The sequence below is a fragment of the Streptomyces sp. NPDC037401 genome (assembly GCF_055602345.1).
Map to the genome: position 1 here is coordinate 187,836 of NZ_JBVJWO010000005.1, position 12,871 is coordinate 200,706.

Consider the following 12,871-nt stretch of genomic DNA (forward strand, 5'->3'; position numbering starts at 1 on the left):
TTTCTCCCTGTCGGTACGCGCCGGTAATGTCGGAAGCCGTTTGCGATCAATGGGGGGAACCATGCACACGCACCTGAAGAAGACCACGGGCGCCCTGCTCGCCGCGGTCCTGCTCGCGGCCGGCGCCACGGCCTGTGAGGACGGCGAGGGCGGCAAGGCGGCCGCCGCGAAGGGCGAGAGTGCCTCGGACGGTGGCGGCGGCAAGGGCGCGATACGGGTCACGCCCGCGGCCGCGCTGGAGAAGGTGAGCAAGAAGGCCAAGCAGTTCACCTCCCTGCGCTACACCATCTCCGGGCAGTCCCCGGAGGGGAAGATGGAGGCGGAGGCAAGCCTGGCCCTCAAGCCCAAGCCCGCCATGGCCATGAAGATGGTGTCCCCGGAGAAGCCGGGGGAGAAGTTCGAGATGAGGCTCGTCGACAACGCCTTCTACATCGGCGGCGGCGCCGCGGTCGCCAAGGAGACCGGCGGCAAGAGCTGGATCAAGTTCGACATGAAGTCGCTCGACGCCAAGACCTCCAAGCAGCTGGACACCCTGGGCTCCCAGAGCGGCCAGAACCCCGCAGACCAGGCCGGCGAGCTCTCCGTGGCCAAGGACCTGAAGAACGCCGGCCAGGAGACGGTCGGCGGCCAGCGGACCACGCACTACACCGGCACCGTCACCCTCGACCAGATGCGGGCCTCGCTTTCCGGCGCCGACGCCGAGACCAAGAAGCGCCGCGAGAAGAGCCTCAAGCAGTACGACGACATGGGCATCAAGAACCTGACCATGGACATGTGGATCGGCGAGGACGACACGACCAAGCAGTTCCGGATGCGCGGCAAGGGCACCAAGGGCCCGCTGGACATGACGGTCAAGTTCCTGGACTACAACAAGCCGGTCAGCGTCACCGCCCCGCCGGCCGCGGAGGTCATGGACCTCGCCGCCATGATGAAGGAAGCCCGCGAGGGCTGACCCGTCCGGGCCGATTTGCCTCTGCGAGTCCCGTTCACGTACAGTTCCCCAGAAGCCAAAGACCGCTGGTCGTTGCCGTGCCCTTCATCGGGTGCGGTGGCCGAAGGATCCGCTGAATGCGGACGACCCGCGTAGGTGACCGTGGAAAGTTCCCGGATGTCGCTCTGCGAAGAGCACGACCGGTTGAGCTACGCCCCGTGCGCCTGCGCCGGGGCGTTTCGTATTGTTCAGCCCCTTCTGAGCGGTCCTCATCACCCGGAAGGAGGCCGACGCTCTATGGCAAGGCCCGACAAGGCTGCCGCGGTAGCCGAGCTTGAGGACCAGTTCCGCAGCTCGAACGCCGCTGTGCTGACCGAGTACCGGGGTCTCACCGTTGCGCAGCTCAAGACGCTGCGTCGTTCGCTCGGTGAGAACGCCCAGTACGCCGTGGTGAAGAACACGCTGACCAAGATTGCGGCCAACCAGGCCGGGATCACCGCGCTGGACGAGCACTTCGCTGGTCCGACCGCGGTCGCCTTCATCACCGGTGACCCGGTGGAGTCGGCGAAGAGCCTGCGTGACTTCGCCAAGGACAACCCGAATCTCATCATCAAGGCCGGTGTCCTTGATGGCAAGGCGCTCAGCGCCGACGAGATCAAGAAGCTTGCGGACCTCGAGTCCCGCGAGGTTCTGCTCAGCAAGCTGGCCGGCGCGTTCAAGGGCAAGCAGTCTCAGGCTGCCTCGCTCTTCCAGGCGCTGCCGTCGAAGTTCGTCCGCACTGCGGAAGCGCTTCGCGTCAAGCTCGCCGAGCAGGGCGGTGCCGAGTAATTCGGCTCGCGCACTGATCCACGCCGCCTAGTGCGTGGGTCGTAGCGGGCCGTTACGCCCGCCTCTATATACATCCGGCACCTGCCGAATTAGTGGAAGGATCGCCCATCATGGCGAAGCTCTCTCAGGACGACCTCCTCGCCCAGTTCGAGGAGATGACCCTCATCGAGCTCTCCGAGTTCGTGAAGGCCTTCGAGGAGAAGTTCGACGTCACCGCCGCCGCGGCCGTCGCCGTTGCCGGCCCCGCCGGCCCGGGCGCCGTTGCCGAGGCCGAGGAGGAGAAGGACGAGTTCGACGTCATCCTCACCGGTGCGGGCGACAAGAAGATCCAGGTCATCAAGGTCGTGCGTGAGCTGACCTCCCTGGGCCTGAAGGAGGCCAAGGACCTCGTCGACGGCACCCCGAAGCCGGTCCTCGAGAAGGTCAACAAGGAGACGGCCGAGAAGGCCGCCGAGTCCCTCAAGGCTGCCGGCGCGGCTGTCGAGGTCAAGTAACACCTCTGGGGCCTCCTGCAGGCTCCAACGAAGGGCGATCACCCGTACGGGTGGTCGCCCTTCGGCGTTCCGGGTATCCGCGATGCCTGGCTTGCCCTGGTCTCGTTGAGCGGTATGGTGATCTTCGTTGCCCTCGCGGCCGCCCCGCCGAACGGGCCCGGTGATGATCCGCACGGGGCAGGGGGCCTTGACGAACGGCACGCGGCGCGCAATTCTCAGGACCGTCGCTACGTCGATCCGGATTCCGAGGCATGGATCGACTACGAAGAGGGCAGTACTGATACGCGCTCTGTGTACGAGGGCCGCAGCGTTGAACAACAAGGGGAAGGCCTGTTGCCGGATTCCGGAAACCTGGTCTGGACATCAGTGAGCCGAGTGGCTACACTGACCCTTTGCGCTGCCTGTTAGCTGCCCCCTGCCCGTCGCCAGGGGCATGCCCACGCTCGAGCACATTTGATTGATCCTCTCTGACCTGGGGTTCTCGTCTTTTGTGTACGACTGGGACCGGTACGCGCGTAGTGAGTCCGAGCCCTCGGAAGGACCCCCTCTTGGCCGCCTCGCGCAACGCCTCGACCAATATGAACAACGGCGCCAGCACTGCCCCGCTGCGCATCTCCTTTGCAAAGATCAAGGAGCCCCTCGAGGTTCCGAACCTCCTGGCGCTGCAGACCGAGAGCTTTGACTGGCTGCTCGGCAACGCCGCCTGGAAGGCTCGCGTCGAGTCGGCTCTCGAGAGTGGACAGGACGTCCCCACCAAGTCCGGTCTTGAAGAGATCTTCGAGGAGATCTCGCCGATCGAGGACTTCTCCGGGTCGATGTCGCTGACCTTCCGCGACCACCGTTTCGAGCCCGCGAAGAACTCCGTCGACGAGTGCAAGGAGCGCGACTTCACGTACGCGGCTCCGCTTTTCGTCACGGCCGAGTTCACGAACAACGAGACCGGTGAGATCAAGTCTCAGACGGTCTTCATGGGCGACTTCCCGCTCATGACCAACAAGGGCACCTTCGTCATCAACGGCACCGAGCGCGTCGTCGTGTCGCAGCTCGTCCGTTCCCCCGGTGTCTACTTCGACTCCTCCATCGACAAGACGTCCGACAAGGACATCTTCTCCGCCAAGATCATCCCGTCCCGGGGTGCCTGGCTGGAGATGGAGGTCGACAAGCGCGACATGGTCGGTGTCCGCATCGACCGCAAGCGCAAGCAGTCCGTCACCGTCCTCCTGAAGGCTCTCGGCTGGACCACCGAGCAGATCCTCGAGGAGTTCGGCGAGTACGAGTCCATGCGCGCCACCCTGGAGAAGGACCACACCCAGGGCCAGGACGACGCGCTGCTCGACATCTACCGCAAGCTGCGTCCGGGCGAACCGCCGACCCGTGAGGCCGCGCAGACGCTGCTCGAGAACCTCTACTTCAACCCGAAGCGCTACGACCTCGCGAAGGTCGGCCGCTACAAGGTGAACAAGAAGCTCGGCGCGGACGAGCCGCTGGACGCCGGCGTCCTCACCACCGACGACGTCATCGCCACGATCAAGTACCTGGTCAAGCTCCACGCGGGCGAGACCGAGACGATCGGCGAGAGCGGCAACTCGATCGTCGTCGAGACCGACGACATCGACCACTTCGGCAACCGTCGTCTGCGCAACGTCGGCGAGCTCATCCAGAACCAGGTCCGCACGGGTCTGGCTCGTATGGAGCGCGTCGTCCGCGAGCGGATGACCACCCAGGACGTCGAGGCGATCACGCCGCAGACCCTGATCAACATCCGGCCGGTCGTCGCCTCCATCAAGGAGTTCTTCGGCACCAGCCAGCTGTCGCAGTTCATGGACCAGAACAACCCCCTGTCTGGTCTGACCCACAAGCGCCGTCTCTCCGCGCTCGGCCCCGGTGGTCTGAGCCGTGAGCGGGCCGGCTTCGAGGTCCGTGACGTTCACCCGTCGCACTACGGCCGCATGTGTCCGATCGAGACCCCCGAAGGCCCGAACATCGGTCTGATCGGCTCGCTCGCGTCCTACGGCCGCGTCAACGCGTTCGGCTTCATCGAGACGCCGTACCGCAAGGTCGTCGACGGCCAGGTCACCGACGAGGTCGACTACGTCACCGCCGACGAGGAAGACCGCTTCGTCATCGCCCAGGCCAACGCCGGCCTGGACGAGGCCCTGCGCCTGACCGAGAACCGCGTTCTCGTCCGCAAGCGTGGTGGCGAGGTCGACTACGTCGAGCCCGCCGACGTGGACTACATGGACGTCTCGCCGCGCCAGATGGTGTCGGTCGCGACCGCCATGATCCCGTTCCTCGAGCACGACGACGCCAACCGCGCCCTCATGGGCGCGAACATGATGCGCCAGGCCGTTCCGCTCATCAAGGCGGAGGCCCCGCTCGTCGGCACCGGCATGGAGTACCGCTGTGCGGTCGACGCCGGTGACTCGATCCGTGCGGAGAAGGACGGTGTCGTCCAGGAGGTCTCGGCCGACTACGTCACCGTGGCGAACGACGACGGCACGTACACCACGTACCGCGTCGCCAAGTTCTCCCGCTCCAACCAGGGCACCTCGGTCAACCAGAAGGTCATCGTCAACGAGGGCGACCGGGTCATCGAGTCCCAGGTCCTCGCCGACGGACCGGCGACCGAAGAGGGCGAGATGGCCCTTGGCAAGAACCTGCTCGTGGCGTTCATGCCGTGGGAGGGTCACAACTACGAGGACGCGATCATCCTGTCGCAGCGCCTCGTGCAGGACGACGTCCTCTCCTCGATCCACATCGAGGAGCACGAGGTCGACGCCCGTGACACCAAGCTCGGCCCCGAGGAGATCACCCGGGACATCCCGAACGTCTCCGAGGAGGTCCTCGCGGACCTCGACGAGCGCGGCATCATCCGCATCGGTGCGGACGTCGTCGCCGGCGACATCCTGGTCGGCAAGGTCACCCCGAAGGGTGAGACCGAGCTGACCCCGGAGGAGCGCCTGCTCCGCGCGATCTTCGGTGAGAAGGCCCGCGAGGTGCGTGACACCTCGCTCAAGGTGCCTCACGGTGAGATCGGCAAGGTCATCGGTGTCCGCGTCTTCGACCGCGAGGAGGGCGACGAGCTTCCTCCGGGCGTGAACCAGCTGGTCCGCGTCTACGTCGCCCAGAAGCGCAAGATCACCGACGGTGACAAGCTCGCCGGCCGCCACGGCAACAAGGGTGTCATCTCCAAGATCCTTCCGATCGAGGACATGCCCTTCCTCGAGGACGGCACCCCGGTCGACATCATCCTCAACCCGCTCGGTGTCCCGTCCCGAATGAACCCGGGACAGGTCCTGGAGATCCACCTCGGCTGGCTCGCCAGCCGCGGCTGGGACGTCTCCGGCCTCGCGGACGAGTGGGCCCAGCGCCTGCAGGTCATCGGTGCCGACCAGGTCGCCCCCGGCACCAACGTCGCCACCCCGGTGTTCGACGGCGCCCGCGAGGACGAGCTGGCCGGTCTGCTGCAGCACACCATCCCGAACCGCGACGGCGAGCGCATGGTGCTCCCGTCCGGCAAGGCGCGCCTGTTCGACGGCCGCTCCGGCGAGCCGTTCCCGGACCCGATCTCGGTCGGGTACATGTACATCCTCAAGCTCCACCACCTGGTCGACGACAAGCTCCACGCGCGTTCGACCGGTCCGTACTCGATGATCACGCAGCAGCCGCTGGGTGGTAAGGCGCAGTTCGGTGGCCAGCGCTTCGGTGAGATGGAGGTGTGGGCGCTCGAGGCTTATGGCGCCGCGTACGCCCTCCAGGAGCTCCTGACCATCAAGTCCGACGACGTGACCGGCCGCGTGAAGGTCTACGAGGCCATCGTCAAGGGCGAGAACATCCCCGAGCCGGGCATTCCCGAGTCCTTCAAGGTGCTCATCAAGGAAATGCAGTCGCTCTGCCTCAACGTGGAGGTGCTGTCCTCGGACGGCATGTCCATCGAGATGCGCGACACCGACGAGGACGTCTTCCGCGCGGCGGAGGAGCTCGGTATCGACCTGTCCCGGCGCGAGCCGAGCAGCGTCGAAGAGGTCTGACGGGCCTGACGGGGGGCTCGCTCAAGAGCCCCCCGTCATCCCCGGGACCGTTCAGACCATGATTGAGACTCGACCCCGAAAGAGGGATTGACGCACAGTGCTCGACGTCAACTTCTTCGACGAGCTGCGGATCGGCCTTGCCACCGCGGACGACATCCGAACCTGGTCGCACGGCGAGGTCAAGAAGCCGGAGACCATCAACTACCGCACCCTGAAGCCCGAGAAGGACGGACTCTTCTGCGAGAAGATCTTCGGTCCGACCCGGGACTGGGAGTGCTACTGCGGCAAGTACAAGCGTGTCCGCTTCAAGGGCATCATCTGTGAGCGCTGTGGCGTCGAGGTCACGCGCGCCAAGGTGCGCCGTGAGCGGATGGGCCACATCGAGCTTGCCGCTCCCGTCACCCACATCTGGTACTTCAAGGGCGTTCCATCGCGCCTGGGCTACCTGCTGGACCTCGCGCCGAAGGACCTCGAGAAGGTCATCTACTTCGCCGCGTACATGATCACGTTCGTGGACGACGAGCGCCGCACCCGCGACCTCCCGTCGCTGGAGGCCCACGTCTCCGTCGAGCGCCAGCAGATCGAGAACCGCCGTGACGCGGACCTCGAGGCCCGCGCCAAGAAGCTCGAGACCGACCTGGCCGAGCTCGAGGCCGAGGGTGCCAAGGCCGACGTGCGCCGCAAGGTGCGCGAGGGTGCCGAGCGCGAGATGAAGCAGCTGCGCGACCGTGCGCAGCGCGAGATCGACCGTCTCGACGAGGTGTGGAACCGCTTCAAGAACCTCAAGGTCCAGGACCTGGAGGGCGACGAGCTGCTCTACCGCGAGCTGCGTGACCGCTTCGGCACGTACTTCGACGGCTCGATGGGTGCCGCGGCGCTGCAGAAGCGCCTGGAGTCCTTCGACCTGGAGGAGGAGGCCGAGCGCCTCCGCGAGATCATCCGTACCGGCAAGGGCCAGAAGAAGACCCGTGCGCTCAAGCGCCTCAAGGTCGTCTCGGCGTTCCTGCAGACCAGCAACAGCCCCAAGGGCATGGTTCTGGACTGCGTCCCGGTCATCCCGCCGGACCTGCGTCCGATGGTGCAGCTGGACGGTGGCCGCTTCGCGACCTCCGACCTGAACGACCTGTACCGCCGCGTGATCAACCGCAACAACCGTCTGAAGCGTCTGCTCGACCTCGGTGCCCCCGAGATCATCGTGAACAACGAGAAGCGGATGCTCCAGGAGGCGGTCGACGCCCTCTTCGACAACGGCCGTCGCGGCCGCCCGGTCACGGGCCCCGGCAACCGTCCGCTGAAGTCCCTCAGCGACATGCTGAAGGGCAAGCAGGGTCGATTCCGTCAGAACCTTCTCGGCAAGCGCGTGGACTACTCCGCGCGTTCCGTGATCGTCGTCGGTCCGCAGCTGAAGCTGCACCAGTGTGGTCTGCCCAAGGCCATGGCGCTGGAGCTCTTCAAGCCGTTCGTGATGAAGCGCCTGGTCGACCTGAACCACGCGCAGAACATCAAGTCGGCCAAGCGCATGGTCGAGCGCGGCCGCACCGTCGTGTACGACGTCCTCGAAGAGGTCATCGCCGAGCACCCGGTGCTGCTGAACCGTGCGCCCACGCTGCACCGCCTCGGCATCCAGGCCTTCGAGCCCCAGCTGGTCGAAGGCAAGGCCATCCAGATCCACCCGCTCGTCTGCACCGCGTTCAACGCGGACTTCGACGGTGACCAGATGGCCGTGCACCTGCCGCTCTCCGCTGAGGCGCAGGCCGAGGCCCGCATCCTGATGCTGTCCTCGAACAACATCCTCAAGCCGGCCGACGGCCGTCCGGTCACGATGCCGACCCAGGACATGGTCCTCGGTCTGTTCTTCCTGACCACCGACGGTGAGCTGCGCGACACCAAGGGCGAGGGTCGGGCGTTCAACTCGACCGCCGAGGCGATCATGGCGTTCGACGCCGGTGAGCTCGCGCTGCAGTCGCAGGTCGACATCCGCTTCCCCGTCGGCACCATTCCGCCGCGCGGCTGGGTCCCCCCGGTCGCCGAGGAGGGTGAGGCCGAGTTCCAGCCGGGCGACAGCTTCCGTCTGCGGACCTCCCTGGGCCGTGCGCTCTTCAACGAGCTGCTGCCCGAGGACTACCCGTTCGTCGACTACTCGGTGGGCAAGAAGCAGCTCTCCGAGATCGTCAACGACCTGGCGGAGCGCTACCCCAAGGTCATCGTGGCGGCGACGCTCGACAACCTGAAGGCGGCCGGCTTCCACTGGGCGACCCGTTCGGGCGTCACCGTGGCCATCTCCGACGTCGTCGTGCCCGAGGCCAAGAAGGCCATCGTCGCGGGCTACGAGGCGATGGACGAGAAGGTCCAGAAGCAGTACGAGCGCGGTCTGATCACCAAGGACGAGCGCACGCAGGAGCTCATCGCGATCTGGACCAAGGCGACCAACGAGGTCGCCGAGGCGATGAACGCGAACTTCCCCAAGACGAACCCCATCTTCATGATGGTTGACTCGGGTGCCCGAGGAAACATGATGCAGATGCGACAGATCGCCGGTATGCGTGGTCTGGTGTCGAACGCGAAGAACGAGACCATCCCGCGTCCGATCAAGGCCTCGTTCCGTGAGGGCCTGTCCGTGCTGGAGTACTTCATCTCCACCCACGGTGCCCGTAAGGGTCTCGCGGACACCGCCCTGCGTACCGCCGACTCGGGTTACCTGACCCGTCGTCTCGTGGACGTCTCGCAGGACGTGATCATCCGCGAGGAGGACTGCGGCACCGAGCGCGGTCTGAAGCTGAAGATCGCGGTCAAGGGCGAGGACGGCGTTCTGCGGAAGGCCGACGACGTCGAGACCTCCGTGTACGCCCGCATGCTGGCCGAGGACGTCGTCATCGACGGCAAGGTCATCGCGCCGGCGAACGTCGACCTCGGCGACGTCCTGATCGACGCCCTCGTCGCCAACGGCGTCGAGGAGGTCAAGACCCGCTCGGTCCTGACCTGTGAGTCCGCGGTCGGCACCTGTGCCTTCTGCTACGGACGCTCGCTCGCCACCGGCAAGCTGGTCGACATCGGTGAGGCGGTCGGCATCATCGCCGCCCAGTCCATCGGTGAGCCCGGTACCCAGCTGACGATGCGTACCTTCCACACCGGTGGTGTGGCCGGTGACGACATCACCCAGGGTCTGCCGCGTGTCGTCGAGCTCTTCGAGGCCCGTACCCCGAAGGGTGTCGCCCCGATCTCCGAGGCCGCCGGCCGCGTGCGGATCGAGGAGACCGAGAAGACCAAGAAGATCGTCATCACGCCGGACGACGGTTCCGACGAGACGGCCTTCCCGATCTCGAAGCGTGCGCGCGTCGAGGTCTCCGAGGGCGACCACGTCGAGGTGGGCCAGAAGCTCACCGCGGGTGCCACCAACCCGCACGACGTGCTGCGCATCCTCGGTCAGCGTGCGGTCCAGGTCCACCTGGTCGGCGAAGTCCAGAAGGTCTACAACTCGCAGGGCGTGTCGATCCACGACAAGCACATCGAGATCATCATCCGGCAGATGCTCCGCCGCGTGACGATCATCGAGTCCGGCGACGCCGAGCTGCTCCCGGGCGAGCTCGTCGAGCGCTCGCGCTTCGAGACCGAGAACCGTCGTGTGGTCACCGAGGGCGGTCACCCCGCCTCCGGCCGTCCGCAGCTGATGGGTATCACCAAGGCCTCGCTGGCGACCGAGTCGTGGCTGTCGGCGGCGTCCTTCCAGGAGACGACCAGGGTCCTGACCGACGCGGCGATCAACGCCAAGTCGGACTCCCTGATCGGCCTCAAGGAGAACGTCATCATCGGTAAGCTCATCCCGGCCGGTACGGGTCTGTCCCGCTACCGCAACATCCGGGTCGAGCCCACCGAGGAGGCGAAGGCCGCGATGTACTCGGCCGTCGGCTACGACGACATCGACTACTCGCCCTTCGGCACCGGCTCCGGCCAGGCTGTCCCGCTGGAGGACTACGACTACGGCCCGTACAACGGCTAAGAGCTCGTCAGACGAAGCCCCCCGCCGCTCCGAGAGGAGTGGCGGGGGGCTTCGCCGTTTCCGGGCTGCGGTGCGGTGCGGTCAGCCGCGCGGGCGCCGGCGCCGGCCCGCCCAGGTCACGGCGGTCAGCACGGCCAGGGCGAGACCGCCGCCGGCCAGGCCCGGGGCCAGGCCCGGCGGGGTGAAGGCGCACGAGAGCGTCCGGGTGCCTGCGGGGAGGTCCACGGCCAGCAGGCCGTGGAAGCTGCGGGAGGGGACGGAGCAGTGCCAGCCGGGGACGGCCGTGGTCGCGAAGACCGCGGTGCCGGTGGCGCCCCGGGGGAGGACGGCCCCGACGGAGTGGCCGCCGACGCGGACCCGCGGGGCGCCGGTCGCGGTGAGGCGGCGTACGGCCGTGTCGAGCGCGGCCCGGTCGAGGCAGCCGACGGGGTGGCGCGGGGCGGCCCCGGGGCTGCGGGTGTGGACGGTGACCTCGACCAGGCCGGAGGGCGGTACGGCGCCGAGCCGCACCACGCCGCTGGCCTTGTCCCGCAGCGGGCGGCCGGTGCCGCCGTAGTCGAGCCGGCCGAGGAGGGCGGGGGAGTACCAGTAGGCCTCCGAGCCCGGGGCGCACCGGGCGGCGTAGCGCTGCTCGCCGGGGGCCTCGGCCGTGCGGGGGCCGCGGGTGGCGGGCGGGACCCGGTAGACGGTGCTGCCGAGGAGGTTCTCCTGGCGGGCGTACACGCTGTCCGCCGGGTTGGGGGAGACGTACGGGCGCTCGCGGACGGTCACCAGCGGGGGAGCGGGGAAGGTCTCGCCGGCCCAGGCGCCCGGCGTGCCGGGGACGGGCCGCACCCGGGCGCCGATGGAGAAGACCGCGTCCAGGACGGGGTTGTCGGCGCCGAAGAGGGTCCGGCCGTCGTTGGTGTAGCCGTAGCCCAGCGGTTCCAGGGCGCGGAAGGTGACCGCGGGCAGGTAGCTGCTGTAGTACTGCGGGCCCTCGGTGCGCAGGACCAGGGGGTCGTTGTACGTGAGCTCCGGCCCGCCGGAGTCCGTGCGGTACCGCGGCCATCCGTCGACCTCGCGGGCGGCGGCGAGCCGGGCGGCGAAGGCGGGCCCGGCGGTGGCCCGGGGCCGGGCCCAGTTCTCCCGGGCCCGGCGGCTGTCGGCGACGGTCGCCGACAGTGCGGACTCGGCGAGCACCACGCCCGTCAGCAGCAGGGCGCCGGCCGTCACGAGCCCCCGGCGCCGCTCCGGGCCGCCGCGCCGGACGAGCAGGAGCCCGGTGACGGACAGGGCCCCGCCGCCGAGGACCGCGATCCAGGTGGCCGGGCTGAAGTCGTCGGTGCCGCGGAGCAGGAAGGCGGCGCCGGCCAGGAGGCCCGCGGCGGTCGCCAGGTGGGCCGGGCGGGGGCGGGCGGCGAGCCCGAGCCAGGCCAGGACGACGAGCAGCCCGCTGAAGACGAAGGCCTCGCGGTACGGATTGCCGTTCGGCACCGCGAGGCCGTGCCACAGGTACTGGGTGGGCGGGAACTGGAAGGAAGCGGCGACCAGGACCGCCGCGGACCCCCAGACCAGCCGGGTCCGGCGGGCGACGGCCGGGTTGAGGAGGAACGCCAGGGCCAGGACCAGGCCGAGCGAGGCGACGTACAGCCGGGCGTGGCCGCCCCACTGGTACCCGGCGGGCAGCATGCCGGTGAGGAACGAGTCCAGCCCGGTCGGGGTGAAGCGGCCCGCCCGGGTCTGCTGGGACGCCCGGCTGGCGAGGAACGACGGCAGCAGCAGGGGGAGCGTGAGCAGGATGCCCGTGGCGGCCGCGGTGGCGGCGCGCCAGGCGGCCCGGACGCGCTGCCGGGTGGTCAGGCCGACCACGGTCAGCCGTACGGCGAGCAGCACGCAGGCCGCCGCCGTGGCCATCATCGCGGTGTAGAAGTTGCCCAGCCAGGCGAGCGCGACCAGCAGGGTCACGGCGGGCCAGCGGCGCTCCTGAAGGCACCACTCGACCGCGGTCCCGAGCAGGGGCAGGGCGACCAGGCCCCACAGCCACATCGGGATGTACGAGGCGTCGCTGACCGCCCAGCCGCACAGGCCGTAGCAGGCGCCGAGCAGGCCGCGCTGCCAGCCGGGCCCGGGTGCCAGCCGGCCGAGGTAGACCGTCATGGCCGCGGCGGCCAGGCCCATGGTCAGGGGGGCGAGCGCGAAGACCGCGAGGTCGACGTGGTGGCGGGGGACGGCCGTGGTCAGCCAGGAGAGCGGGTTGCCGAGATAGGTGTGGTGGTCGGAGAGGAACTGCTGTCCGAAGCCGCTGCGCCAGCCGAACAGCAGGTCGCCGGCGCCGCGGCCGTGCACCAGGTCCCACAGGCCCAGGTGGAAGGGGACGTACTGGTTCGCCTGGTCGTTCAGGGCCCGGGGGCGGCCGCCGAAGGGCTGGGCGCCCCGGAAGGCCCAGGACGCGCAGAAGGCGGTCGTGGTGACCAGGAAGGCGAGGGCGGGGCCGGCGAGGGACCGTGTGCGGCCGGGGGGCGGCCGGTCCGGTTCCGGGATCGGAGCGTCGAGCGCGAGCGGCTCCGGTGCCACGGTCCCCAATGCTGCTCCCCTTGCCTAGGCATGT

General features: G+C 68.3%; 6 protein-coding genes. 5 read left to right on the forward strand and 1 reads right to left on the reverse strand.

The window, feature by feature from the left end:
• The first annotated feature begins 61 nt into the window (after nucleotides 1-61).
• The 5 genes from ACZ7H1_RS06550 (at nucleotide 62) to ACZ7H1_RS06570 (ending at nucleotide 10,281) form a co-directional block, all read left to right on the forward strand.
• Entirely contained in the window at nucleotides 62-952 is an 891-nt protein-coding gene (locus tag ACZ7H1_RS06550) for an SCO4651 family lipoprotein (protein WP_470784281.1), read from the forward strand.
• Nucleotides 953-1,228: 276 nt separating this feature from the next.
• Nucleotides 1,229-1,759: a 50S ribosomal protein L10 gene (gene rplJ, locus ACZ7H1_RS06555; RefSeq protein ID WP_470784283.1), complete on the forward strand. Its 531-nt coding sequence runs from the start codon at nucleotides 1,229-1,231 to the stop codon at nucleotides 1,757-1,759.
• Between the two features lie 110 nt (nucleotides 1,760-1,869).
• Nucleotides 1,870-2,253, forward strand: coding sequence for a 50S ribosomal protein L7/L12 (gene rplL, locus ACZ7H1_RS06560; protein WP_470784285.1), 384 nt, complete (start codon nucleotides 1,870-1,872; stop codon nucleotides 2,251-2,253).
• Nucleotides 2,254-2,801: 548 nt separating this feature from the next.
• The gene (rpoB, locus tag ACZ7H1_RS06565; RefSeq protein ID WP_470784287.1) at nucleotides 2,802-6,284 is read left to right on the forward strand and encodes a DNA-directed RNA polymerase subunit beta; all 3,483 of its coding nucleotides are present in this window, start codon (nucleotides 2,802-2,804) and stop codon (nucleotides 6,282-6,284) included.
• 97 nt (nucleotides 6,285-6,381) lie between these two features.
• Nucleotides 6,382-10,281 carry a DNA-directed RNA polymerase subunit beta' gene (locus ACZ7H1_RS06570; protein ID WP_470784289.1) on the forward strand — a complete coding sequence of 1,300 codons (3,900 nt, stop codon included), beginning with the start codon at nucleotides 6,382-6,384 and terminating at the stop codon, nucleotides 10,279-10,281.
• An 81-nt stretch (nucleotides 10,282-10,362) separates the two neighbouring features.
• Here the strand turns inward: ACZ7H1_RS06570 and ACZ7H1_RS06575 are convergent, their stop codons facing one another.
• Nucleotides 10,363-12,837, reverse strand: a complete 2,475-nt coding sequence (locus ACZ7H1_RS06575; protein ID WP_470784291.1) for a YfhO family protein — start codon at nucleotides 12,835-12,837, stop codon at nucleotides 10,363-10,365.
• Nucleotides 12,838-12,871: the final 34 nt, after the last annotated feature.